The organism is Crenothrix polyspora, from assembly GCF_900163755.1.
In the GTDB taxonomy this organism is placed as follows: domain Bacteria; phylum Pseudomonadota; class Gammaproteobacteria; order Methylococcales; family Methylomonadaceae; genus Crenothrix; species Crenothrix polyspora.
In genome coordinates, this window is record NZ_FUKI01000170.1 from 41,779 (window position 1) to 66,839 (window position 25,061).

At 43.6% G+C, this 25,061-nt stretch carries 30 protein-coding genes and 4 tRNA genes; all 34 read left to right on the top strand.

Features of this window, described 5'->3' with window-relative positions; translation table 11 throughout:
• The first annotated feature begins 9 nt into the window (after positions 1–9).
• The gene (locus tag CRENPOLYSF2_RS17585; RefSeq protein WP_087145256.1) at positions 10–612 is read left to right on the top strand and encodes a 50S ribosomal protein L25/general stress protein Ctc; all 603 of its coding nucleotides are present in this window, start codon (positions 10–12) and stop codon (positions 610–612) included.
• Between the two features lie 19 nt (positions 613–631).
• Positions 632–1,198, top strand: coding sequence for an aminoacyl-tRNA hydrolase (gene pth, locus CRENPOLYSF2_RS17590; RefSeq protein ID WP_087145257.1), 567 nt, complete (start codon positions 632–634; stop codon positions 1,196–1,198).
• A 60-nt stretch (positions 1,199–1,258) separates the two neighbouring features.
• Positions 1,259–1,343 (top strand) — tRNA-Tyr (locus tag CRENPOLYSF2_RS17595).
• Positions 1,344–1,364: 21 nt separating this feature from the next.
• A tRNA-Gly gene (locus tag CRENPOLYSF2_RS17600) sits at positions 1,365–1,438 on the top strand.
• Between the two features lie 8 nt (positions 1,439–1,446).
• Positions 1,447–1,522: transfer RNA gene (locus tag CRENPOLYSF2_RS17605), tRNA-Thr, on the top strand.
• 121 nt (positions 1,523–1,643) lie between these two features.
• A tRNA-Trp gene (locus CRENPOLYSF2_RS17610) sits at positions 1,644–1,719 on the top strand.
• Between the two features lie 45 nt (positions 1,720–1,764).
• The gene (gene secE / locus CRENPOLYSF2_RS17615) at positions 1,765–2,142 is read left to right on the top strand and encodes a preprotein translocase subunit SecE (RefSeq protein WP_087145258.1); all 378 of its coding nucleotides are present in this window, start codon (positions 1,765–1,767) and stop codon (positions 2,140–2,142) included.
• 4 nt (positions 2,143–2,146) lie between these two features.
• A complete protein-coding gene (gene nusG, locus CRENPOLYSF2_RS17620) occupies positions 2,147–2,680 on the top strand; it encodes a transcription termination/antitermination protein NusG (protein WP_087145259.1) in 534 nt (177 codons plus the stop codon).
• Positions 2,681–2,764: 84 nt separating this feature from the next.
• A complete protein-coding gene (gene rplK / locus CRENPOLYSF2_RS17625) occupies positions 2,765–3,196 on the top strand; it encodes a 50S ribosomal protein L11 (protein ID WP_087145260.1) in 432 nt (143 codons plus the stop codon).
• Positions 3,196–3,891 (top strand): 50S ribosomal protein L1, encoded by a 696-nt coding sequence (gene rplA, locus CRENPOLYSF2_RS17630; RefSeq protein WP_087145261.1) that lies wholly within the window; start codon positions 3,196–3,198, stop codon positions 3,889–3,891. Before rplK ends, rplA begins: the two co-directional genes overlap by 1 nt.
• 188 nt (positions 3,892–4,079) lie before the next feature.
• Positions 4,080–4,577: a 50S ribosomal protein L10 gene (rplJ, locus tag CRENPOLYSF2_RS17635; protein WP_087145262.1), complete on the top strand. Its 498-nt coding sequence runs from the start codon at positions 4,080–4,082 to the stop codon at positions 4,575–4,577.
• Between the two features lie 48 nt (positions 4,578–4,625).
• A complete protein-coding gene (gene rplL, locus CRENPOLYSF2_RS17640) occupies positions 4,626–4,994 on the top strand; it encodes a 50S ribosomal protein L7/L12 (RefSeq protein WP_087145263.1) in 369 nt (122 codons plus the stop codon).
• A gap of 128 nt (positions 4,995–5,122) precedes the next feature.
• Positions 5,123–9,214 carry a DNA-directed RNA polymerase subunit beta gene (gene rpoB / locus CRENPOLYSF2_RS17645; RefSeq protein WP_087145264.1) on the top strand — a complete coding sequence of 1,364 codons (4,092 nt, stop codon included), beginning with the start codon at positions 5,123–5,125 and terminating at the stop codon, positions 9,212–9,214.
• Positions 9,215–9,302: 88 nt separating this feature from the next.
• Positions 9,303–13,496 (top strand): DNA-directed RNA polymerase subunit beta', encoded by a 4,194-nt coding sequence (gene rpoC, locus CRENPOLYSF2_RS17650; RefSeq protein ID WP_087145265.1) that lies wholly within the window; start codon positions 9,303–9,305, stop codon positions 13,494–13,496.
• Positions 13,497–13,815: 319 nt separating this feature from the next.
• On the top strand, positions 13,816–14,193 hold the full coding sequence (rpsL, locus tag CRENPOLYSF2_RS17655; protein WP_087145266.1) for a 30S ribosomal protein S12: 378 nt from the start codon (positions 13,816–13,818) through the stop codon (positions 14,191–14,193).
• A 14-nt stretch (positions 14,194–14,207) separates the two neighbouring features.
• The gene (rpsG, locus tag CRENPOLYSF2_RS17660) at positions 14,208–14,678 is read left to right on the top strand and encodes a 30S ribosomal protein S7 (protein ID WP_087145267.1); all 471 of its coding nucleotides are present in this window, start codon (positions 14,208–14,210) and stop codon (positions 14,676–14,678) included.
• A gap of 76 nt (positions 14,679–14,754) precedes the next feature.
• Positions 14,755–16,806 (top strand): elongation factor G, encoded by a 2,052-nt coding sequence (gene fusA / locus CRENPOLYSF2_RS17665; RefSeq protein ID WP_087145268.1) that lies wholly within the window; start codon positions 14,755–14,757, stop codon positions 16,804–16,806.
• A 29-nt stretch (positions 16,807–16,835) separates the two neighbouring features.
• Positions 16,836–18,041 (top strand): elongation factor Tu, encoded by a 1,206-nt coding sequence (tuf, locus tag CRENPOLYSF2_RS17670; protein ID WP_087145269.1) that lies wholly within the window; start codon positions 16,836–16,838, stop codon positions 18,039–18,041.
• Between the two features lie 5 nt (positions 18,042–18,046).
• Complete coding sequence (rpsJ, locus tag CRENPOLYSF2_RS17675; RefSeq protein WP_087145270.1) at positions 18,047–18,358, top strand: 30S ribosomal protein S10; 312 nt, start codon at positions 18,047–18,049, stop codon at positions 18,356–18,358.
• A gap of 17 nt (positions 18,359–18,375) precedes the next feature.
• A complete protein-coding gene (gene rplC, locus CRENPOLYSF2_RS17680; RefSeq protein ID WP_087145271.1) occupies positions 18,376–19,026 on the top strand; it encodes a 50S ribosomal protein L3 in 651 nt (216 codons plus the stop codon).
• A 3-nt stretch (positions 19,027–19,029) separates the two neighbouring features.
• Complete coding sequence (gene rplD, locus CRENPOLYSF2_RS17685; RefSeq protein WP_087145272.1) at positions 19,030–19,650, top strand: 50S ribosomal protein L4; 621 nt, start codon at positions 19,030–19,032, stop codon at positions 19,648–19,650.
• Positions 19,647–19,946 carry a 50S ribosomal protein L23 gene (gene rplW, locus CRENPOLYSF2_RS17690; protein ID WP_087145273.1) on the top strand — a complete coding sequence of 100 codons (300 nt, stop codon included), beginning with the start codon at positions 19,647–19,649 and terminating at the stop codon, positions 19,944–19,946. Before rplD ends, rplW begins: the two co-directional genes overlap by 4 nt.
• Before the next feature lie 38 nt (positions 19,947–19,984).
• Positions 19,985–20,812: a 50S ribosomal protein L2 gene (rplB, locus tag CRENPOLYSF2_RS17695; protein WP_087145274.1), complete on the top strand. Its 828-nt coding sequence runs from the start codon at positions 19,985–19,987 to the stop codon at positions 20,810–20,812.
• Positions 20,813–20,823: 11 nt separating this feature from the next.
• Positions 20,824–21,096, top strand: coding sequence for a 30S ribosomal protein S19 (gene rpsS, locus CRENPOLYSF2_RS17700; protein WP_087145275.1), 273 nt, complete (start codon positions 20,824–20,826; stop codon positions 21,094–21,096).
• Positions 21,097–21,102: 6 nt separating this feature from the next.
• The gene (rplV, locus tag CRENPOLYSF2_RS17705) at positions 21,103–21,438 is read left to right on the top strand and encodes a 50S ribosomal protein L22 (protein WP_087145276.1); all 336 of its coding nucleotides are present in this window, start codon (positions 21,103–21,105) and stop codon (positions 21,436–21,438) included.
• Positions 21,439–21,446: 8 nt separating this feature from the next.
• Positions 21,447–22,118, top strand: a complete 672-nt coding sequence (gene rpsC / locus CRENPOLYSF2_RS17710) for a 30S ribosomal protein S3 (RefSeq protein ID WP_087145277.1) — start codon at positions 21,447–21,449, stop codon at positions 22,116–22,118.
• 16 nt (positions 22,119–22,134) lie between these two features.
• Positions 22,135–22,548, top strand: coding sequence for a 50S ribosomal protein L16 (rplP, locus tag CRENPOLYSF2_RS17715; RefSeq protein ID WP_087145278.1), 414 nt, complete (start codon positions 22,135–22,137; stop codon positions 22,546–22,548).
• A complete protein-coding gene (rpmC, locus tag CRENPOLYSF2_RS17720) occupies positions 22,548–22,739 on the top strand; it encodes a 50S ribosomal protein L29 (protein ID WP_087145279.1) in 192 nt (63 codons plus the stop codon). Before rplP ends, rpmC begins: the two co-directional genes overlap by 1 nt.
• A gap of 1 nt (position 22,740) precedes the next feature.
• Positions 22,741–23,013: a 30S ribosomal protein S17 gene (gene rpsQ / locus CRENPOLYSF2_RS17725; RefSeq protein WP_087145280.1), complete on the top strand. Its 273-nt coding sequence runs from the start codon at positions 22,741–22,743 to the stop codon at positions 23,011–23,013.
• Positions 23,014–23,055: 42 nt separating this feature from the next.
• Entirely contained in the window at positions 23,056–23,424 is a 369-nt protein-coding gene (rplN, locus tag CRENPOLYSF2_RS17730) for a 50S ribosomal protein L14 (RefSeq protein ID WP_087145281.1), read from the top strand.
• A 15-nt stretch (positions 23,425–23,439) separates the two neighbouring features.
• Positions 23,440–23,757, top strand: coding sequence for a 50S ribosomal protein L24 (gene rplX, locus CRENPOLYSF2_RS17735; RefSeq protein ID WP_087145282.1), 318 nt, complete (start codon positions 23,440–23,442; stop codon positions 23,755–23,757).
• A gap of 13 nt (positions 23,758–23,770) precedes the next feature.
• Positions 23,771–24,310, top strand: coding sequence for a 50S ribosomal protein L5 (rplE, locus tag CRENPOLYSF2_RS17740; protein ID WP_087145283.1), 540 nt, complete (start codon positions 23,771–23,773; stop codon positions 24,308–24,310).
• 11 nt (positions 24,311–24,321) lie between these two features.
• The gene (rpsN, locus tag CRENPOLYSF2_RS17745) at positions 24,322–24,627 is read left to right on the top strand and encodes a 30S ribosomal protein S14 (protein ID WP_087145284.1); all 306 of its coding nucleotides are present in this window, start codon (positions 24,322–24,324) and stop codon (positions 24,625–24,627) included.
• A 30-nt stretch (positions 24,628–24,657) separates the two neighbouring features.
• Positions 24,658–25,053 (top strand): 30S ribosomal protein S8, encoded by a 396-nt coding sequence (gene rpsH, locus CRENPOLYSF2_RS17750; protein WP_087145285.1) that lies wholly within the window; start codon positions 24,658–24,660, stop codon positions 25,051–25,053.
• Positions 25,054–25,061: the final 8 nt, after the last annotated feature.

Below are 25,061 nucleotides of genomic sequence, written 5' to 3' on the forward strand. Positions count from 1 at the left end.
GAGGGAAAAATGTCTAACGTGTTTGAATTTGTCGCTGAGAGTCGTGGGCAATCAGGTAAAAGTGCTGCGAGAAGATCGCGTCGTAAAGGTAATGTGCCAGCGGTGATCTATGGTGGGCATCTTGATCCTCAAATGATCGTGCTAAATCATAATGAAATTATTAAGCACCTGAGTCATGAGGCTGTATATTCTCATATTTTAGATGTGACGGTTGACGGAAAAACTGAAAAAGCTATTTTGAAAGGTGTGCAGCGTAATCCAGCAAGATTTCAGATTTTGCATTTGGATTTTTTGCGTATTAACATGGCTGAGTTTGTTAAAGTGCATGTACCTTTGCATTTTATTAACGAAAGTACATCTATTGGTGGCAAGAAAGGTGGCATAGCCGCGCATTCTTTGGTTGATGTTGAAGTATCTTGCTTGCCTTCCGCGTTGCCAGAATATATTGAAGTCAATATGGCTAACCTTGATGTGGGTGCGTCTTTGCATCTTTCTGATTTGGTTATGCCGGTAGGCGTTGAAATTGTTGCTTTATCTCAAGGGCCAGATCATGATCTACCCGTGGTATCGATGATGGCATCCAGAGCAACTAAAGAAGAAGGCGCGGCTTAGTAAAAAGTCCGTTGAGTTCATGATTAAGTTGGTAGTGGGGCTGGGTAATCCAGGTCGACAGTATGAAAAAACCCGGCACAATGCCGGGTTTTTATTTTTGGATAGATTGGCAGCAGGCTGTGGTGGAGTTTGGCTTAAAGAAGCTAGATTTCAAGCATTGTTTACAGAAGGTTTTTTTGGGGCGCATAAATGTATGCTGCTAAAGCCGGAAACCTTCATGAATCGTAGTGGTTATTCTGTCGGTAAAGTGGCCAGATATTACAAACTATTGCCCGAAGAAATTCTGGTTGTGCATGATGAATTAGATTTTGATGTGGGCGTGGTGAGGCTTAAAAAAGACGGTGGTCATGCGGGGCATAATGGTTTGCGTGATATTATCGCTCAGCTAGGCTCCAGAGATTTTTATCGATTGAGGATAGGGGTCGGCCGTCCTGTGCCAGGAAGAGTTGTTGCTGATTTTGTATTGTCTGAGCCTTCTAAAGGTGATTGGAATATGATAGATACGACCTTTGATGTGGCAATAAGCTTTATGCCTGAGATTGTTGCCGGTAATCTGTCTGCGGTCATGAATAAAATGAACACTTAAATAAAATATAGTTTGACAGCGTGGGTTTTATGGCTCATAATGATCAACTAATCTCAATTAGGAGGGGTTCCCGAGCGGCCAAAGGGATCAGACTGTAAATCTGCCGGCTCTGCCTTCGGAGGTTCGAATCCTCCCCCCTCCACCATTCTTCAAGCGCATTTGAATTGCGGGTGTAGTTCAATGGTAGAACTCCAGCCTTCCAAGCTGATCACGTGGGTTCGATTCCCATCACCCGCTCCACACATTAGGCTCATATAGCTCAGTCGGTAGAGCACTTCCTTGGTAAGGAAGAGGTCACCGGTTCAAATCCGGTTATGAGCTCCAGTTAGTGTTTTGCGTTTTATTGAGGGTATTTAAAACAAGTATCCTCTCCGTATATTGCTACTAGTTGAATAATCAATTCAATTAGTATAATATAAGTAAGTTCCGTAAGGTTTGTCTGAATAGGTCAGTAGTTCAATTGGTAGAATGGCGGTCTCCAAAACCGTTGGTTGGGGGTTCGAGACCCTCCTGGCCTGCCATTCAGACAAAACTAGTCAATTTATTTATCTCATAATCAATAACGCATGAATACTCAAGCAGAAACGCCGACAGCAAATTTTGATGTCGCGAAGCAAGTCATTTCCGTTGTTTTATTAGTCTTCGGTATATTCGCCTTTTACCATTGGTCCGACGTTCAGCTTTTATACCGCGTTATCGGCTTGCTGGTGGTTGCTGCTATCGTTGTGGGTGTGGTTATGACCACGGGTGTTGGTCGTAATTTATTGTCGTTTATGGCAGAGTCTAAGCAAGAAGTTAGAAAGGTCGTTTGGCCTACCCGTGATGAAACCGTACGTACTACCATGATGGTATTTGCGATGGTTTTTGTTGTGGGTTTTATGCTGTGGTTGTTGGATATGTTTTTGTTTTGGGGTGTGCGTTTTTTGACTGGTCAAGGGGTTTAACTGTATGGCTCTTCGTTGGTATGTCGTTCATGCTTACTCTAATTTTGAAAGTAAGGTCAAACAGGTTTTGGAAGAGCGAGTAAAAAGAGAAGGGTTGGATCGCTATTTTGGCAAAATTTTAGTTCCCACAGAAGAAGTTGTGGAAATGCGCATGGGTCAACAGCGCAAAAGTGAAAGAAAGTTTTTTCCCGGTTATGTCTTAGTGCAAATGGAATTAACTGACGAAACATGGCATTTGGTTAAAGATGTGCCAAAAGTATTAGGTTTTATAGGGGGGACTTCGGATCGTCCGGCACCTATTTCTGAAAAAGAAGCGATGTCTATACTGAATAGAGTTGAAGAAGGGGTTAATAAACCTCGTCCAAAGACTCTGTTTGAAGCAGGCGAAGTTATAAGAGTTATTGATGGGCCGTTTAAAGATTTTAACGGTGTCGTCGAAGAAGTAAATTACGAAAAAAGTAAATTGAAGATATCCGTGCTTATTTTTGGGCGTTCGGCATCTGTTGAATTAAGTTTTAATCAAGTAGAAAAAAGTTAAACTGTTCGATTGTTGTCTTGCCCGATCGGGTAAGACTTTTACAGGGGAGCCTTTTTGGCGTTTGCACCCACATTGGAGTAGGTAATGGCAAAAAAAATAACGGCGTATATAAAGCTGCAAGTGAAAGCAGGTGAAGCGAATCCTAGTCCACCCGTAGGGCCTGCATTAGGTCAGCGCGGTGTAAATATCATGGAGTTTTGTAAAGCGTTTAACGCCAAAACCCAAGATGTTGAGAAAGGCCTGCCTTTGCCAGTTGTTATCACCGTATACAGTGACCGCAGCTTTACTTTTATTACCAAAACGCCACCGGCTTCTATCTTATTGAAGAAAGCAGCGGGTATAAAAAGCGGTAGCAGCAATCCTAATACCAAAAAAGTGGGCACAGTGACTGTGGCACAATTAGAAGAAATTGCTAAAACTAAAATGGAAGATTTGAACGCTGCCAGTTTAGACGCTGCTATTAAAACAATTGCAGGCAGTGCGCGTAGCATGGGTCTGAACGTGGAGGGCTTATAATGGCTAAGTTAACAAAAAAAGCAAAGTTGATTAAACAAAAAGTCGATAGCACAAAACAGTATTCTGTTGCTGATGCGATTGTAATATTGAAAGAATTGGCTACAACAAAATTCTCTGAATCAATTGATGTGAGTGTTAACTTAGGTGTTGACCCACGTAAATCTGATCAAAACGTACGTGGCGCAACAGTATTGCCCAATGGTACTGGTAAAACAGTACGCGTGGCGGTGTTTACACAAGGTGCAAATGCTGATGCTGCCAGGGCTGCGGGTGCCGACATCGTCGGTATGGATGATCTGGGTGATTTAGTTAAAAAAGGTGAAATGAATTTCGACGTGGTTATTGCGTCTCCAGATGCAATGCGTGTTGTCGGTCAATTAGGCCAAATATTAGGTCCTAGAGGTTTAATGCCTAACCCTAAAGTAGGTACAGTTACTGCTGATGTGGCTACTGCTGTAAAAAATGCAAAATCGGGTCAAGTGCGTTACCGTACTGATAAAGCGGGTATTATTCATTGTACGTTAGGCAAAGTAGCTTTTGATGTCGAAGCGATTCAAGGTAATTTGGATGCTTTGCTAGCTGATTTGAAAAAAATGAAACCGGTTGCGGCGAAGGGTATTTACATTAAAAAAATCACCTTGTCTTCCACAATGGGACCTGGTTTGTGGTTGGATGCGAGCGGCCTTACTAATTAAGTAAACATGATAAAAAACTTTGGGTTGCCGTTTTAACGGTAACCGTCAAAGACCGTAGGTGTTGCAAAACTTAATACACGGCTTAGTTCGTGTTCCTACGCAGGCGGTACACTTAAGCAAATGAGTGGATATACCGTTAGGGGCATCTTTTAATGATGCATTTAATAATTCAGAGGTACGGGGGTTGTGTGGCTCTAAATTTAGACAGTAAAAAAGTTGTGGTAGAAGAAGTTGCCGGATATGCTGCGAAAGCGCATTCTGCGGTAGCTGCTGAATACCGGGGCTTGTCAGTGACAGAATTGACCGAGTTGCGTAAAATTGCCAGATCAACCGGTGTTTATGTACGTGTTGTCAAAAATACACTGGCTAGGCGTGCGGTAGTAGGCACTGAATTTGAATGTATGCAAGAAGCTATGGTTGGGCCGTTGTTGTTGGCGTTTTCAATGGATGATCCAGGCTCAGCGGCGCGATTAATCAGTAATTTTGCTAAAACTCATGATAAGTTAGTGACCAAGATAGTTGCTATCGGCGGGCAAAGCTACGGTGCAACTGAGCTTGCGCGGTTGGCCAGCTTGCCGACACGCGATCAAGGTATTGCTATGTTGATGTCGGTGATGAAAGCACCTACAGAGAAACTGGCGCGTACTTTGGCGGCTCTCAGAGATCAGATGCAAGAAGCTGCGTAGTTTTCTTGTTTAAATCAGTTTAAAAATATATTTAGAGGAAAAAATACAATGGCACTAGCACAAGAAGACATCTTGGATGCAGTCTCGAAGATGACCGTTATGGAAATCGTTGATTTGATTTCTGCAATGGAAGAGAAATTTGGCGTATCTGCCGCTACTGCTGTTGCAGCAGCACCTACTGCGGCTGCGGCTGTGGTTGAAGAGCAAACTGAATTTGATGTTATCATGACATCTTTCGGCGATAATAAAGTTTCTGTTATTAAAGCGGTACGTGGTATCACGGGTCTTGGCTTAAAAGAAGCTAAAGACGCGGTTGAAGGTGTGCCAACAACATTGAAAGAAGGCGTATCTAAAGCTGAAGCTGAAGATGTCAAGAAGCAATTGACAGAAGCGGGCGCTACCGTCGAAATTAAATAATTTTGACACCAATATAAGGCTAAGCCTTAGATTCAACTGTGGCTGGTGGCGGTTTCGTCGCCGGCCTTTTACTGTTTGCAGCGGATAGACAGTCAAAATAATTCATGACCAAAAGGTTTGGAAGCGATATGTCCTACTCTTTTACCGAAAAAAAGCGTATTCGTAATAACTTTGGGAAAGGTACCGAAGTACTTGAAGTTCCCTATCTTCTAGCGACTCAAATTAACTCATACGCTGACTTTTTACAGTCAGGTACTAAGCCCGAAAAGCGCTTAGATAGCGGATTACACGCAGCATTTTCCAGCGTTTTCCCTATTGATAGCCATTCAGGTTACGCCGTTCTTGAGTATGTTAAATACCGCTTGGGAGAGCCGGTTTTTGATGTCAGAGAATGCCAACAAAGAGGCGCGACTTATGCAGCGCCGCTGCGTGTATTGGTAAGACTAGTCATTTATGACAAAGATGCGCCTGTGGCTGCCAAAGTGGTCAAAGACATTCGTGAGCAAGAAGTTTACATGGGTGAGCTGCCCTTAATGACAGATAACGGTACGTTTGTTATTAATGGTACAGAGCGGGTAATTGTGTCCCAGCTACATCGGTCCCCTGGTGTATTTTTCGATCACGATAAGGGCAAAACCCATTCGTCTGGAAAATTACTGTTTAATGCCCGCGTTATTCCTTACCGTGGTTCGTGGCTGGATTTTGAATTTGACCACAAAGATTGCGTGTTTGTACGTATCGATCGTCGCCGCAAAATTCCGGCGACTATATTGCTGCGCGCTTTAGGTTTCGACAACGAAGAAATAATTAAGATTTTCTTCGATACTAATAAATTTGAAGTGACGGCTGGTAAATGTTTATTCCATCTCATTCCTGAAAGAATGCGTGGCGAAATTGCGGCATTTGACATTAAACACGAAGATCGCGTGTTGGTGGAAGAAGGACGCAGAATTACCGCCAAGCATATTCGTGATATGAATAAGTCAGGTTTGACTACAGTAGAAGTGCCTAGGGAATATTTAGTCGGTAAAATTTTAGGCCATAATCTGATCGACAAAAGCACTGGCGAATTAATTGCTAATGTGAATGACGAGATGACCAGCGCAATTATAGACCGTTGTATCGAAGCGGGTGTGACTGATATTAACACGCTGTTTGTTAATGATCTGGATAATGGTGCTTACATGTCCAACGCCATGCGTTTGGATGTGACCACTAACTCATTGGAAGCGTTGGTTGAAATTTATCGCATGATGCGTCCTGGCGAGCCACCGACCAAAGAATCTGCCGAAAACTTATTCCAGAACCTGTTTTTCACTGATGAACGCTATGATCTATCAGCGGTCGGCCGGATGAAATTCAATCGCCGTTTAGGTCGTCAAGAAGTTGTTGGTACAGGTACCTTAACCAAAGACGATATTATTGATGTTCTGAAAGAGCTGATTAATATCCGTAACGGTAATGGTAACGTTGATGACATCGATCATTTAGGCAACCGACGTGTACGTTCGGTGGGTGAAATGATTGAAAATCAATTCCGCGTTGGTTTGGTGCGGGTTGAACGTGCGGTCAAAGAAAGACTGACTCTGGCTGATTCTGAAGGCTTGATGCCACAAGAAATTATTAACGCCAAGCCGGTATCGGCGGCGGTTAAGGAGTTTTTTGGTTCCAGCCAGTTGTCGCAGTTTATGGATCAAAACAATCCTTTATCGCAAGTTACCCATAAACGCCGCGTATCGGCTTTAGGGCCTGGTGGTTTGGCGAGAGAGCGTGCCGGTTTTGAAGTGCGTGACGTACATGCAACGCATTATGGCCGTGTGTGTCCGATTGAAACGCCGGAAGGCCCCAACATTGGTTTGATCAATTCCTTGTCGGTGTATGCGCGTACCAATAATTATGGTTTCTTGGAAACGCCGTACCGTAAAGTAATTGATGGCAAAGTCACCGATAAGGTTGATTATCTTTCAGCTATCGAAGAAGGTGAGTTTGTTATCGCGCAGGCCAGTGTGGCGGTTGATGCCAGTGGCAAATTGGTTGATGGTTTGGTGTCATGCCGCCATAAAGACGAATTTACCTTGGCGATGTCGGATACCGTGCAATACATGGACGTGTCCTCCAAGCAGATTGTATCGGTAGCGGCTTCCATCATTCCGTTCCTGGAACATGACGATGCTAACCGTGCGTTGATGGGATCAAACATGCAGCGTCAGGCTGTACCTACCTTAAAGGCTGAAAAACCTTTAGTGGGTACGGGTATGGAAAGAACGGTAGCTAAAGATTCCGGCGTAACCGTGGTGGCTGAACGGGGTGGTCGTGTTGAAGTGGTGGACGCGGCGCGTATCGTGGTACGTGTCAACGATACTGAAACTGAAACCGGTACTTCAGGCGTTGATATTTACAATCTGATTAAATATACCCGCTCGAATCAAAATACCTGTATTAACCAGAAACCATTGGTTAAGCCGGGTGATTTAGTCAGTGCCGGCGATATTATGGCGGATGGTCCGTCCACCGACATGGGTGAATTGGCGCTAGGGCAAAATATGCTCGTTGCCTTCATGCCGTGGAATGGCTATAACTTCGAAGATTCGATACTGGTGTCTGAGCGCGTGGTTAAAGAAGATCGCTTTACCACTATTCATATTGAAGAAAAGACCTGTGTTGCGCGTGATACCAAACACAGCCCAGAAGAAATTACTGCCGATATCCCAAATGTCAGCGAAGAAGCGTTGTCCAAGTTGGATGAGTCAGGCATCGTTTATGTCGGTGCTGAAGTCAAAGGTGGCGATATTCTGGTGGGCAAGGTAACACCGAAAGGTGAGACCCAGTTAACACCGGAAGAGAAATTATTACGTGCTATTTTTGGCGAAAAAGCCGCCGATGTAAAAGATACCTCCTTACGTGTGCCGAGCAGCATTGAAGGTACGGTAATTGACGTGCAAGTGTTTACCCGCGACGGTGTCAAAAAAGACAAGCGTGCGCTGGATATTGAGCATGAAGAAATTAAGCGTTACCGTAAAGATTTGGATGATCAGCTTAAAATTCTCGAAGGCGATATTTTTGCCCGTGTTGCCAAGCTATTGATTGGTAAGCCTGCATTATCTGGTGCGGCGCAGTTGAAGGCGGGTACGTCTGTTACTGAAGCGTATTTGAATGGGTTAAAACATTCAGAATGGCTAAAAATCAAAATGGAAGATGAAGACATTAATCTCCAGCTTGAAACCGTGTCCGTACAGATTGAGCAACAACGCAAAAATTTTGACGAAAAATTTGAGATAAAACGTAAGAAAATCACTATGGGCGACGATTTGCCGCCGGGCGTGCTTAAAATGGTTAAGGTGTATTTGGCGGTTAAACGTCGTATACAACCGGGCGATAAGATGGCTGGCCGTCATGGTAACAAAGGTGTTATCTCCATGATTAGACCGATTGAAGATATGCCGTACACCGCTGATGGTAACCCTGTCGATATCGTGTTGAATCCATTAGGCGTACCGTCACGTATGAACGTAGGTCAGGTATTGGAAACCCATTTGGGTTGGGCAGCCAAAGGTTTAGGTATCAAGATCGGTAAAATGCTGGAAACTCAGTATGATCAAGAAAAAGCCAAAGTCACTGCCATCCGTGAATATTTGGATAAAATCTATAACAGCAGCGGCCGTAAAGAAGATTTGGATTCGTTTACCGATCAGGAAATTCTGGAAATGGCCGCCAACCTGGTGGCTGGTGTACCGATGGCAACGCCGGTATTCGATGGCGCGAGTGAAGATGAAATTCGCACCATGTTGCGTTTGGCCGATTTGCCAGAACATGGCCAAGTCACCCTTTATGATGGCTTAACCGGCGAACCGTTTGAGCGTGAAGTGACTGTCGGTTATATGTACATGCTGAAATTGAACCATTTGGTGGATGACAAAATGCACGCGCGTTCTACAGGGCCTTACAGTCTGGTGACGCAGCAGCCCTTGGGTGGTAAAGCCCAATTCGGTGGTCAGCGCTTTGGGGAAATGGAAGTGTGGGCGCTGGAAGCTTATGGTGCGGCTTATACCTTACAAGAAATGTTGACGGTGAAATCTGACGATGTCACCGGTAGAACCCGTATGTACAAAAATATTGTTGATGGTGATCATAAAATGGAAGCCGGTATGCCGGAATCGTTTAACGTTTTGATTAAAGAAATCCGCTCATTGGCTGTCAATATTGAATTAGATCGGGAGTAGTTACGCCCTGTTAGTTTGAGATTGTGTGATAGCCAGTTCTGGGAACTGCCAGAAACTATTTAAAGAGGATAAGCCATTGAAAGATTTGATGAATTTTTTAAAACGTCAAGGTCGTGCAGACGACTTTGATGGGATTTCTATCGGGTTGGTTTCACCGGATATGATCCGTTCTTGGTCGTATGGTGAAGTAAAAAAGCCAGAAACCATTAACTACCGTACTTTTAGACCGGAACGCGACGGTTTGTTTTGTGCCAAAATTTTTGGTCCTGTCAGTGATTACGAATGTTTATGCGGTAAATACAAGCGTTTAAAGCATCGCGGTGTGATTTGCGAAAAATGCGGCGTTGAAGTCACGCTGTCTAAGGTGCGTCGTGAGCGTATGGGTCATATTGATCTGGCTAGCCCTGTTGCGCACATCTGGTTTTTAAAATCATTGCCGTCCAGAATTGCCTTGTTGCTCGATATGACGCTGCGCGAAATTGAGCGCGTGCTGTATTTTGAATCTTTCGTGGTTTTAGACCAAGGCATGACACCGTTAGATAAAGGCCAGTTGCTGACCGACGATGAATATTTGGATGCGGTTGAACAATACGGCGATGATTTCGTCGCCAAAATGGGTGCGGAAGCCATTTATGATTTGTTGCGTGCGATTAATTTGAAAGAGCAGGTGGCTGTACTGCGTGAAGAAATTGACGCGACCAACTCTGAAACAAAAATTAAAAAATACGCCAAGCGTCTTAAAGTGCTGGAAGCCTTGCTCACCTCTAAAAATCGCCCTGAATGGATGATTTTGAAAGTGTTGCCGGTGTTGCCGCCTGAATTGCGCCCGTTAGTACCGTTGGATGGTGGCCGTTTTGCAACCTCGGACTTGAATGATCTGTACCGCCGCGTTATTAATCGTAACAACCGTTTAAACCGTTTATTAGACTTGAGTGCGCCGGACATTATTGTCCGTAATGAAAAACGCATGTTGCAAGAATCTGTCGATGCCTTGCTGGATAACGGCCGTCGTGGCCGTGCCATTACCGGCACTAACAGGCGACCTTTGAAATCCTTGGCCGATATGATCAAGGGTAAGCAAGGCCGATTCCGTCAGAATTTGTTGGGTAAGCGCGTTGATTATTCAGGGCGTTCGGTTATTGTGGTAGGGCCTACTTTACGATTGCATCAGTGTGGTTTGCCTAAAAAAATGGCTTTGGAGTTGTTCAAGCCGTTTATTTTTAGCAAGTTGCAGTTTAGAGGCTTAGCGACTACCATCAAAGCCGCTAAGAAAATGGTGGAGCGTGAAGGTGCGGAGGTATGGGATATTCTCGAAGAAGTCATTCGTGAGCACCCTATTTTACTCAACCGCGCACCCACGTTGCACAGATTGGGTATTCAAGCGTTTGAGCCTATCTTAATTGAAGGCAAAGCCATACAACTGCATCCTTTGGTGTGTAGCGCGTTCAACGCTGACTTTGACGGCGATCAGATGGCCGTGCATATTCCATTGTCTATTGAGGCGCAGTTAGAAGCACGTACCTTGATGATGGCGACGAATAACATTTTGTCACCCGCTAACGGTGAGCCTGTTATTAACCCATCTCAGGACGTGGTATTAGGGCTTTATTACATCAGTCGTGAAAAAATTAACGCCAGAGGCGATGGCAGTATCTTCGTGGATGTCGGTGAAGTGCATAAAGCACTGGAATGTAAGATGGTTGAATTACAATCCAAAATCCAGTTGCGCATCACTGAAAAAGTCGTTAACGACAGCGGTGAAACCGTTAATAAAACCCATCGTGTTGAAACCACAGTGGGTCGTGCCCTGATTTGGGAAGTCGTGCCCGATCGCATGCCGTATGAGTTGGTTAACTGTGATATGACCAAGAAAAATATCTCACGGTTAATTAACTACAGTTACCGCTATTTAGGTAATAAAGATACCGTGGTGTTGGCGGATCAGTTGATGTATCTAGGTTTTAGATATGCGACTATTTCTGGTGTGTCGTTTGGTATTGAAGACATGGCGATACCGGCTAAAAAAGCCGACATTATTGCTGCGGCTGATATGGAAGTGAACGAAATCCAAAGCCAGTATGCTTCAGGTTTGGTAACAGACGGCGAGCGCTACAATAAGGTTGTCGATATTTGGTCGCATGCCAACGATCAAGTTGCTAAAGTGATGATGGACGGTTTGGGTGAAGAGTCGGTTGTTGATGCTAATGGCAATACCGTCAAACAAAAATCGTTCAACTCTATCTTTATGATGGCCGAATCTGGCGCGAGAGGTTCAGCGGCGCAGATTCGTCAGTTGGCCGGTATGCGTGGTTTGATGGCTAAACCAGACGGCTCGATTATCGAAACACCGATCACCGCCAACTTTAGAGAAGGTTTGGACGTATTACAGTACTTTATTTCGACACATGGTGCGCGTAAAGGTTTGGCGGATACGGCGCTGAAAACCGCTAACTCAGGTTACTTAACACGTCGATTGGTGGATGTGGCACAAGATTTGGTGATTACTGGCAAAGATTGTGGTACCGCTAATGGCTTGATTATGACACCCATCATTGAAGGCGGCGATGTTGTTGAGCCTTTGTCAGAGCGTGTGTTAGGCCGTGTTACGGTTAGCGATGTCATGGATGGGGCAGGGGAGACGGTTATTGTGCCGCTAGGTACTTTGTTGGACGAGCAATGGGTTTCCGTACTCGAAGAGCACAGTATTGACCAGATTTTAGTGCGTTCCATTATTACCTGTGAAAACCGTCATGGTGTTTGCGTAGCCTGTTATGGGCGCGATTTGGGTCGTGGTCATTTGGTTAATATTGGTGAAGCGGTGGGTGTTATCGCGGCGCAGTCTATTGGCGAACCGGGTACACAGTTAACTATGCGTACTTTCCACATTGGTGGTGCGGCATCACGGTCGGCAGCGATTAGCAATGTGCAGGTCAAATCTTCCGGTACTGTGCGTCTTAACAATTTAAAATCGGTACAGAATAGAGAGGGTAATTTAGTCGCTGTATCAAGATCGGGTGAAGTCGGTTTAGTTGACGATTATGGCCGTGAAAGAGAGCGCTATAAAATCCCGTATGGTGCGGTGTTATCTGTACAAGAGGGTAGTAAAATTAATGCTGGTGACATCATTGTTACTTGGGATCCGCATACGCATCCAGTTATTACTGAAGTGGATGGTATTGTTGAGCTGAAAGATTTTGTTGATGGTGTTACGGTACAAAAACAAAATGATGAAGTCACTGGCTTAAGTTCATTAGTCGTTACTGATCCTAAGCAGCGTGGTAGCGCGGGTAAAGAGTTACGGCCTATGGTGCGGTTACTGGATAAGGAAGGTGGCACTATTTATTTGGCGGGCACTGAAATTCCGGCGCAATATTTCTTACCTGCGGGCGCTATTGCCGGTATTAAAGATGGTGGCGAAGTAAAAGTTGGTGACGTTTTAGCCAGAATTCCACAAGAATCCAGTAAAACTCGCGATATTACTGGTGGTTTACCACGGGTAGCGGATTTGTTTGAGGCACGCAAAACCAAAGATCCAGCAATTTTGGCGGAAACCAGCGGTACGATTTCTTTTGGTAAAGAAACCAAAGGTAAGCAACGGGTTATTATTACTGATGCGGCGGGTGAGCAAATTGAAACCTTGATACCGAAATGGCGGCATATCACCGTTTTTGAAGGTGAATTTGTTGAAAAAGGTGAAACCATTGCTGAAGGTGAATTAACGCCGCATGACATCTTGCGATTGAGAGGTATTGAAGAATTAGCCAATTATCTTGTTAAAGAAATACAAGATGTTTACCGTTTGCAAGGTGTAAAAATCAATGATAAGCATATTGAAGCGATTATTCGTCAAATGCTGCGAAAAGTTGAAATTACTGCGTCAGGCGACACCAGTTTCTTGAAAGGTGAGCAAATCGAGCGTGCGGCGATGCGGGAAGAAAATGACAAGGCTGAGCGTGAAGGTAAAATCCCAGCCAGTTATGAGTCTGTTTTGCTAGGCATCACTAAGGCTTCTTTGGCGACTGAATCTTTTATATCGGCAGCATCTTTCCAAGAAACTACACGCGTGTTAACGGATGCGGCTGTGCGCGGTTTAAGTGACAGTTTGCAAGGTTTGAAAGAGAATGTTATTGTCGGTCGATTGATTCCAGCTGGAACAGGCTTAGCCTATCATGAAGCGAGGAAAAATCGCTTGATGCAAAGTCAAATGGTTGAAACTGAAGTTACTACTGTTGTAGATTCAGGTGATGTGGAAGAAGCATTGAAACAAGCGTTAAATATTTAATGTGTAATTAAAGCTCACGGCTTAGGGTAGTTGTTATAGTGAGTAACCAGCCATAAGCCGTAAGTAATAAGTCTGTTTGTGATTATTGTTGATGAGTTAATGCCACAAAAATAAATTAAAACTGGCGATAAAACGCCGGTAAGTCGAGTTTTACAAAAAATCAACTTGACCTGAAAAAAATAAAGAAGTAATATGTCCAGCTCACATTAGCTAACGTTCTTAAGCCGAGTCTGGGTTCGTCTGGTCGTCGACAATTGTAACGAGAAGCAATTGTTGTAATTGGCTGATAGTTAAATTTATATTCGGAGTAAAAAGAAATATGGCCACGATTAACCAGTTGGTTCGTAAGCCACGTGCTAAGAAAATAGAAAAAAGCAACGTCCCCGCTTTAGAGGCTTGTCCTCAGCGCAGAGGTGTTTGTACTCGTGTTTATACTACGACACCAAAAAAGCCAAACTCTGCATTGCGTAAAGTAGCCAGGGTCAGATTGACCAACGGCGCTGAAGTAAGTAGTTATATCGGTGGTGAAGGGCATAATCTTCAGGAGCATTCCGTGGTTCTGATAAGAGGCGGTCGTGTTAAAGATTTGCCTGGTGTTCGATATCACGTTGTACGCGGTAGCCTGGATTCTTCTGGTGTTAATAACAGAAAATGCGGTCGCTCTAAGTATGGAACAAAACGGCCTAAGGGCAAGTAGTTGGTTGGTGAAAAATGTCTAGAAGAAGAGTTGCTACAAAGAGAGAAATTATTCCAGATCCACGATTTGGTAGCGTTATGCTGACCAAGTTTATGAATATGATCATGGAGAGCGGAAAAAAATCGATTGCTGAAGGCATCGTTTATGGTGCTTTAGATTTCATTGAAAAGAAGGGTCATGCGGAGCCTTTAGAGGTTTTGTCTAAGGCTTTAGAAAACGTTCAGCCGCGTGTCGAAGTTAAATCTCGTCGTGTGGGTGGTGCTACTTATCAGGTACCGGTAGAGGTTCGTCCTTCCAGGCGATTGGCTTTGGCGATGCGCTGGTTGATTGATGCGTCTAGAAAAAGAAATGAAAGAACTATGTCAGCCAAATTGGCAGGTGAATTGATGGACGCTTTTGAAAGCAGAGGAACTGCCGCTAAAAAGCGTGAAGATACCCATAGAATGGCCGAAGCAAACAAAGCTTTCTCGCATTACCGCTGGTAAGTTTTTGTACATAGAAATATTTTTTACTTAGCTTGTGCGTAAAACACCAGTAAGTCGTTATAGAAACATTGGCATCATGGCGCATATTGATGCAGGTAAGACGACAACGACAGAGCGAATACTCTATTATACGGGCGTTTCGCATAAGATGGGTGAAGTGCATGATGGTGCTGCTACCATGGATTGGATGGAGCAAGAGCAAGAGCGAGGTATTACCATTACTTCGGCTGCAACAACATGTTTTTGGAGTGGTTCGGCGGGTCAATATGATCAGCATCGTATCAATATTATTGATACACCTGGACATGTTGACTTTACGATTGAAGTTGAGCGTTCGTTGCGAGTTTTGGACGGAGCTTGTGTAGTTTTTTGTGCTGTCGGCGGTGTTGAGCCACAATCAGAGACAGTTTGGCGGCAAGCGGATAAGTACCGCGTTCCACGGTTGGTTTTTATTAACAAAATGGATCGCGTAGGTGCTGACTATTTGAGAGTTATTAATCAGATTGGTACGCGTTTAGGAGCTTGTCCTGTTGTTATGCAGTTGCCTATAGGCGCTGAAGATAGTTTTGAGGGCGTGGTTGATCTTATCAAGATGCGTGCGATTTACTGGGATGATGCCAGTAACGGCATGGTCTTTGAAGAAAGAGAAATACCGTCGGGCATGCAGTCATTATGTGAGCAGTGGCGTGAGCGCCTTGTTGAAGCCGCTGCGGAATCAACAGAGGTATTAACCGAAAAATACCTTGAAGAGGGTGATCTAACGGTTGATGAGATTAGGCATGGTATTCGCGTTCGAGCCATTGCTAATGAAATTGTTCCTGCGCTGTGTGGCTCGGCCTTTAAAAATAAGGGTGTTCAGGCCATGTTGGATGCGATTATAGATTATATGCCTGCGCCGAATGATGTTGCTGCTATTAAGGGTGTTTTGGATGACGAGGTGACGGAAGCATGTCGACCTGCTTCTGATGATCAGCCTTTTGCAGCGTTGGCATTCAAAATTGCTGCTGATCCTTTTGTCGGAATGTTGACATTTTTCAGGGTTTATTCGGGCGTATTAAGCTCTGGTGATAGTGTTTATAATCCGATAAAAAAGAAAAAAGAGCGCATTGGTCGCATTGTTCAAATGCATGCTAATAGCCGAGAAGAAGTTAAAGAAGTTTATGCGGGTGATATAGCCGCAGCGATTGGTCTTAAAGACGTGACGACAGGTGAAACCCTGTGTGATCTTAAGAGCATCATAATTTTAGAACGCATGGATTTTCCTGATCCGGTTATTTCGGTCGCTGTTGAGCCTAAAACCAAAGGCGATCAGGATAAAATGGCTGTTGCGTTGGCTAAATTAGCGCAGGAAGATCCATCGTTTAGAGTGCATACAGATGCCGAGTCGGGTCAAATTATTATTTCAGGGATGGGTGAGTTGCATCTTGAAATTATAGTTGATCGCATGAAAAGGGAATTTAGTGTGCAAGCGAATGTTGGCGCACCTCAGGTGGCTTACAGGGAAACAATTCGAGATAAAGTTGAGCAAGAAAGCAAATTTATCAGGCAATCCGGCGGTCGTGGTCAATACGGTCATGTTTGGTTACGGATTGAGCCTAAAGAGTTGGGTACAGGATACGAATTTGTCAGCGAAATTGCTGGCGCTGTTGTCCCTAAAGAATATATTCCGGCAGTTGATAATGGCATACAAGAACAGCTAAAAAGTGGGGTTCTTGCAGGTTATCCAGTGTTGGACGTAAAAGTGACTTTGTTTGATGGTTCTTATCATGATGTTGATTCGAACGAGATGGCTTTTAAAATTGCAGCTTCTATGGCGTTTCGAGAAGGCGCAAGAAATGCAAGGCCTGTCTTGTTAGAGCCTATTATGAAAGTAGAAATTACCACCCCTGAAGATTATATGGGGGATGTGGTGGGTGATATTAACCGCCGACGCGGTGTCATTCAGAGCATGGATGATATTCCATCAGGTAAGGCAATTGGCTGCGAAGTGCCGCTAGCGGAAATGTTTGGTTATGCAACAGATCTGCGCTCGGTGACACAAGGTAGAGCTACGTACAGTATGCGGTTTGAAAAATATAATGAAACGCCCACGCATATTGCAGAAGCGATCATAAAAAAATCTTCATAACATTGAATGTAACATAAAGGTATTGACTCATGGCTAAAGAAAAATTTTCACGTAGTAAGCCACATGTAAACGTAGGCACAATTGGCCACGTCGATCACGGTAAAACTACTTTAACAGCAGCTTTAACATCGGTAATGGCAAAATTGCACGGTGGTGCTGTTAAAGCATTTGATCAGATTGATAATGCACCTGAAGAGCGTGCGCGTGGTATTACGATTGCGACTTCTCACGTGGAATATGAGTCAACAGCACGTCATTATGCTCATGTTGATTGCCCAGGACATGCTGATTATGTAAAAAACATGATTACCGGCGCGGCGCAAATGGACGGCGCTATTTTGGTTTGTTCAGCGGCGGATGGCCCAATGCCACAAACCCGTGAGCACATTTTGTTATCCAGACAGGTTGGCGTACCGTTCATTGTGGTTTATTTGAATAAAGCTGATTTAGTTGACGATGCTGAATTGCTTGAATTGGTCGAAATGGAATTAAGAGAGTTGCTGGATAAATATGAGTTCCCTGGCGACGATACACCTATTATTACTGGTTCTGCCAGAATGGCGTTAGACGAAGCTACTAGCGGCGCAACGCCAACAGATATGGGCTTTAATTCCGTTGTTAAGCTAGTAGAAGCATTAGACAGTTATATTCCAATGCCAGAAAGAGCAGTGGATTTGGCGTTTTTGATGCCAGTTGAAGACGTATTCTCTATTTCTGGTCGTGGTACTGTTGTTACCGGTCGTATTGAACGTGGTATTATCAAAGTTGGTCAAGAAATTGAAATTGTTGGTATTAGGCCTACAGTCACCACAACGGTTACTGGCGTAGAAATGTTCCGTAAGCTGCTTGATCAAGGTGAAGCTGGCGATAACGTGGGTTTGTTGTTAAGAGGTACCAAGCGTGATGACGTTGAGCGTGGTCAGGTATTAGCAAAATCAAAAAGTATTAAACCGCATTCAAAATTTAATTCTGAAATTTATGTGTTGTCTAAAGATGAAGGTGGTCGTCATACGCCGTTCTTCGATGGCTACCGTCCGCAGTTCTATTTTAGAACCACTGACGTAACCGGTGCTGTAAAACTCCCTGAAGGCGTAGAAATGGTGATGCCTGGTGATAACGTTTCTGTTGTTATTACACTGATTTCACCCATTGCTATGGAAGAAGGTCTGCGTTTTGCTATCCGTGAAGGTGGTAGAACAGTCGGTGCTGGTGTTGTTGCATCAATAGTCGAGTAAACAATATGTCTAATCAAACTATCAGAATCCGTTTGAAATCATTCGATCATAAGTTGATTGATCAATCGGCTGGTGAGATAGTAGAAACAGCAAGACGAACCGGTGCCCAAGTAAAAGGTCCGATTCCCTTGCCTACTAAGAAAGAGCGTTTTACCATTTTGGTCTCGCCGCATGTCGATAAAGATGCCAGAGATCAATATGAATTAAGAACATACAAGAGGCTGTTGGATATTGTTGAGCCAACAGAAAAGACCGTTGATGCATTGATGAAATTGGATCTTGCAGCCGGTGTCGATGTTCAAATCAAGTTGAACTAAGTTTAGGGGAATTGGTTGTGTCAATAGGTCTTATTGGTCGCAAATGCGGTATGACTAGGGTTTTTTGTGAAGATGGGTCGTCTGTACCGGTGACTGTGCTTAGTATTGATTCGAACCGCGTGGTTCAGGTCAAGACTGTAGATGTGGATGGCTATCGTTCCATTCAAGTTGCTGCAGGTGATAAAAAATCTTCACACGTTAATAAGCCGATGGCTGGTCATTATGCTGCTGCTAATGTGACTGCCGGACGTGGATTATGGGAATTTAGGCTTGAAGATGGCGAAGGCGCTGATTTAACAGCAGGTTCGGAGTTGTCTTTAAATATTTTTGCGGCGGGGCAGGTGGTCGATGCACAAGGCAGAAGTATTGGTAAAGGTTTTGCAGGTGGTGTAAAACGGCATAATTTCAGTATGCAGGATGCAACTCATGGTAACTCACGGTCACACAGAGTGTTAGGTTCTATCGGTATGAACCAAACACCAGGCCGTGTTTTCAAGGGTAAGAAAATGGAAGGCCACATGGGTGCTCGGAAAACAACCGTTCAAAATCTAACGATACATTCGATAGATACAGCCAGAAGCTTGATACTGGTGAGGGGAGCTGTTCCCGGTGCTAAAGGCGGTGATGTCATTATCACGCCGGCAATGAAAATGCGGAATAAAGGTTAAGATATGAGTTTGCAAGTTCCAGCTTTAGATGCACAAGATTCCGTTAAAAGCTTAGATGTTTCTGAAGCTGTTTTTGGTCAGCCATTTAATGAAACTTTGGTGCATCAGTTAGTTGTTAAATATATGGCGAATGCGCGTGCTGGTACAAAAGCACAAAAAACACGCTCCGATGTTAGTGGTGGCGGTATTAAACCTTGGCGTCAGAAAAGCACAGGCCGTGCACGAGCCGGTACAACACGTAGTCCGATTTGGCGTACCGGTGGTATCGTTTTTGCTGCAAGACCTAGAAGTTATGATCAAAAGCTGAATAAAAAAATGTTTAGATCAGCCATTCGGTCTATTCTGTCTGAGTTGTTAAGGCAAAATCGTTTGGTCGTCAGTAGCGATATGTCTCTGGATACGCCTAAAACCAAAGTATTAGTTGAGAAGTTGAAATCAGTTGATGCCAAAAGAGTGTTATTGGTTGTTGAAAGTATCGATGCAAACCTGGCTTTAGCGTCACGTAATATTCCTTATGTGGAAGTGGTTGCGGCAGCCAATTTGAATCCGGTGTTGTTGATTTCATCTGATAAAGTGATTGCAACCCCCGGTGCTTTGAAGCAAGTTCAGGAGAGTTTAGCGTGAGTGTCAATCAATATCATTTAGCAGGTGTTTTGCAGGCACCATTGATATCTGAAAAAAGTACCTTTGTTGCGGAAAATAGAAATACAGTCGTATTTAAAGTATTGAAAGCCGCGACTAAAAAGCAAGTCAAAGGTGCAGTAGAGATCATGTTTAGCGTTGAAGTTGAATCCGTTCAGGTGTTAAACGTTAAAGGTAAAGAGAAAAAGTTTGGTCGTTCGGTAGGCCGTAGGTCTGATTGGAAGAAGGCTTATGTTAAACTTAAGCCTGGGTTCGACATACAGTTCTCTGGTGCTTGATTAATTTAAAGAAAGATCAATAGGAAACGGTAGAAAGCATGGCGATCGTAAAGTCAAAACCGACATCACCAGGATCTCGGTTTGTAATCCGCATCAAGAATGATGAGTTGCATAAAGGTAAGCCTTATGCACCATTATTAAGTAAAAAAAGTAAAACGGGTGGTCGAAACAACCAAGGGCGTATTACTACACGTCATATTGGTGGTGGTCATAAGCAGCACTACCGTATTGTTGATTTTAAAAGAAATAAAACAGACATTCCCGCAGTAGTAGAGCGCTTGGAATATGATCCGAATAGAACAGCCAATATTGCGCTGATTTTATTTAAGGACGGTGAGCGTCGTTATATTATCGCACCTAAAGGTCTTACAGTAGGTCAAGAAATTATTTCTTCGGACAATGTGCCAGTTAAGACCGGTAACTGTATGCCACTGCGTAATATTCCTATGGGTACCACAGTGCATTGCGTTGAGCTCAAGCCTGGTAAGGGTGCTCAGATTGCAAGGAGCGCAGGTACTTCGGTACAATTGGTTGCAAGAGACGGTGCGCATGCCACTATACGTTTACGCTCTGGCGAAATGCGCAAAGTGATGGCTGACTGTAAAGCAGTGATCGGTGAAGTGTCCAACTCAGAACATAACTTGGCATCACTTGGTAAAGCAGGCGCGTCGAGATGGCGTGGTGTTAGGCCTACCGTTCGCGGTGTGGTTATGAACCCTGTTGACCATCCACACGGTGGTGGTGAAGGTCGTACGTCGGGTGGTAGGCATCCGGTGTCGCCTTGGGGTATGCCAACCAAAGGTTATAAAACAAGAAAAAACAAACGCACTGATAATATGATCATCAGACGTCGTAAACAGAAGTAGAGAGAACATACATGCCGCGTTCAATTAAAAAAGGTCCTTTTGTTGACCATCACCTTCTCAAAAAAGTGGAAGATGCTGTTGCCAGCAATAACAGGAAACCGATTAAAACATGGTCAAGAAGATCGATGATTTTGCCAGACATGCTGGGATTAACTATCGCTGTCCATAATGGCAAATTGCATATTCCCGTGCTAGTCTCTGAGAATATGGTTGGGCATAAGTTAGGTGAATTTGCCCCTACTCGCACATACAAAGGCCATGTGGCTGATAAAAAATCAAGGTAGGTGGCGATGGAAATTTCAGCAAAACTAAGAAATGCCCCCATGTCTGCTCAAAAAGCACGCTTGGTAGGTGATCAAATACGCGGACTGCCTGTTGAAAAAGCACTCAATACTTTGAAGTTCAGTTCTAAAGATGCCGCAGTAGTTTTCAAGAAAGTTTTGGAATCTGCTATTGCCAACGCTGAGCACAATGAAAGTGCCGATATTGATGAGTTGAAAGTTTCAACGGTCTTTGTCGATGAGGGTGTCACCATGAAGCGATTTAAAGCACGTGCTAAAGGCCGCGCAAATCACATTCTGAAAAGAACCTGTCATATTACAATTAAAGTTGCAGCATTCGAATAGAGGCGAAAATGGGTCAGAAAGTACATCCAATAGGCATACGCCTTGGTATTGTCAAGGATTGGAATTCAAGATGGTATGCGGACAGCCAAAATTATTCGGTGTTTTTGCACCAAGATTTAACGGTCAGAGAATTCATAAGAAAGAAATTAGCACATGCTTCTGTGAGCCGAATTCAAATCAATCGGGCAGCAAATAACGCTAATATCACCATACATACCGCACGTCCAGGTATTGTTATTGGTAAAAAAGGTGAAGACATTGATGTGTTAAGACAAGCCATATCAAAAATGATAGGCGTGCCTGTACAACTGAATGTTGAAGAAATTAGAAAGCCTGAGTTAGACGCATTGCTAGTAGCAGAAGGCGTTGCACAACAGCTTGAAAAACGAGTAATGTATCGTCGTGCTATGAAACGTGCTGTGACGAACTCCATGCGTTTAGGTGCTGAAGGCATCAAAATTAATGTGGGTGGTCGTTTGAACGGTGCTGAAATTGCCCGCAGCGAATGGTATCGCGAAGGTCGTGTGCCGTTACATACATTAAGAGCGGATATCGATTATGCCACTGCTGAAGCCAATACCACCTACGGTATTATCGGCGTGAAAGTATGGATATTCAAAGGTGAGGTATTTGATATGGAATCGCATATCGCCTCAATTAACGCTGACACAAAGAAATAGTTGAAGGAAAAGAGACATGCTTCAACCTAAAAGAACAAAATTCCGTAAACAGCACAAAGGCCGTAATAATGGTATCGCTGTTCGTGGTTCATCGGTAAGCTTTGGCGAATACGGACTTAAATCTGTTAGTCGTGGCAGACTTACCGCAAGACAAATTGAATCTGCTCGCCGTACCATTACACGTCATGTTAAGCGTGGTGGTAAATTGTGGATAAGAATTTTTCCTGATAAGCCTATTACCAAAAAACCTTTGGAAGTACGTATGGGTAAAGGGAAAGGTAGTGTAGAATACTGGGTTGCTCAAGTAAGACCTGGCACTATGCTGTATGAGATTCAAGGTGTTTCTGAAGAGATGGCTCGTGAAGCTTTTGCCTTGGCAGCCGCCAAATTACCCTTAAAGACTCTTTTTACCGCCCGGACGATAATGTAATGAAAGCAAGTGAACTACGTCAGAAATCAAAAGACGAGTTGGGTGCTATGATGCTCGACTTATCTCGTGAGCGCTTCAATCTTAGAATGCAAAAAGGTACTGGACAACTGACCAAACCTGACCAAGTAAAAAAAGTCAGACGGGATGTTGCACGTATCCAAACACTATTGAAAGAAATGGCGAGCGCATAAAATGAGTGAAAATACAGCTGAAAACACCGTTGCACTGAGAACCATTTCTGGTCGCGTTGTCAGTAATAAAATGGATAAAACGATTACAGTACTGGTAGAGCGTGTTGTCAAGCACCCTGTCTACGGTAAGTATATTAAGCGTTCAACCAAAATTATGGCACACGATGCGGAAAATGTTTGTAAAGAAGGTGATGTTGTGGCAATTACTTCTTGCCGTCCGATGTCCAAGAACAAAACTTTTAAATTAGTGCAAGTTTTAGAAAGCACTAAATAAGTAGTAGTAAAACTGTTTACATTTTAAGTGCGGGAATAAATCATGATTCAGATGCAAACTAACCTTGACGTTGCTGATAATAGCGGCGCAAAAAAGGTCATGTGTATCAAAGTATTAGGCGGTTCGCATAGACGTTATGCGGGCATAGGCGATATTATTAAAGTCAGTATTAAAGATGCGATTCCTCGTGGCAGAGTCAAAAAAGGAGAGGTTTACAATGCGCTAGTTGTGAGAACAGCAAAAGGCGTGCGTAGATCAGATGGTTCCGTGATTCGCTTCGATGGTAATGCGGCTGTTATCCTTAATAATAATTTGCAGCCATTGGGTACGCGTATATTTGGCCCTGTGACCCGTGAGCTTAGAGGTGAGAAATTTATGAAAATTATCTCCTTAGCTCCTGAAGTTTTATAAGTGGGAAACTAAACGATGCAAAAAATTAAAAAAGGCGATGATGTTATTGTTCGTACCGGTAAGGATAAAGGTAAGAGCGGTAGAGTCGTTAAAATATTGAAAAACAATACGGTGCTGGTTGAAGGAATCAATCAAGTCAAAAAAAGCCAGAAACCGAATCCTAATGCAAATATCGATGGCGGCATTGTCGTTAAAGACATGCCTATTAATATTTCCAATATCGGTCTGTACAATCCCGCTATTAAAAAAGCAGATCGTGTTGGTTTTAGATTTTTGGACGATGGCAAAAAAGTCAGATATTTCAAGTCCACGAATGACCTCGTCGATGTATAAGGTGTAGAGAATAATGGCTAGACTAGAAACTGTATATAAAGAAACCGTACTGCCCGCATTAATGGAGCAGTTCTCCTACAAATCGGTTATGCAAGCACCACGGTTGACTAAAATTACCCTGAATATGGGTGTTGGCGGCGCGGTTGCTGATAAAAAAGTGTTGCAATCTGCACTCAATGACATGGAAAAAATTGCTGGCCAAAAGCCAGTGATTACCTTGGCGAGAAAATCAATTGCGGGTTTTAAAATCCGTGACGATATGCCTATAGGTTGTAAAGTGACATTACGCAGCGATAGAATGTATGAATTTATGGATCGTCTGATCAGTATTGCTATCCCGCGTATCCGCGACTTTAGAGGCTTGAGTTCTAAAAGTTTTGACGGACGTGGTAATTACTCGATGGGTGTTAAAGAGCAAATCATCTTCCCTGAAATTGATTACGACAAGATTGATGTGCTGCGTGGTATGGATATTACTATTACTACCACGGCTCAAACCAACGAAGAAGGTTTGGCGTTGTTAAAGCTTTTTAATTTTCCACTTAAAAACTAAAGGGCAGCACAATGGCAAAGAAATCAATGATTGCGCGTGAAACCAAGCGTAAGCAACTTGTGAAGAAATACGACGTTAAGCGTAAATCTTTAAAAGAAACTATCAGAGACCCAAACACTTCGTTTGAGGATAAAGAGACAGCTCAACTACAACTTCAGAAGTTGCCGAGAGATTCCAGCGTTACACGTATCCGTAACCGTTGTAATTTGACAGGTCGCCCACACGGGTATTATCGTAAATTTGGTTTAAGCCGTAATAAGCTGAGAGAAGCCACAATGCGCGGTGATGTTCCTGGTGTCGTTAAGGCGAGTTGGTAATCTGTTGGATCAGTTTGGAGATAATGAATAATGAGCATGACAGACCCTATAGCAGACATGTTAACCCGGATAAGAAACGGTCAGTCTGCAGGCAAAAAGAACGTAAAACAACCTTCGTCAAAATTGAAGGTATCGATTGCTAAAGTACTTAAAGATGAAGGCTATATTGCTGATTTCAGTACCGAAACAACAGGCAGTCATACTGAGATGTTGATTGAGCTGAAATATTATAAAGGTAAGCCAGTTATTGAGAACATCAAAAGAATAAGTAGACCTGGTTTGCGTATTTACAAATCAAAAGATGAGTTACCTAAAGTACTTGGTGGATTGGGTATCGCTATTGTATCAACATCGAATGGTGTGATGACTGACCGAGCTGCGCGTGCTATTGGGCATGGCGGTGAAGTTATCTGTACTGTTTGTTAACGTAGGCT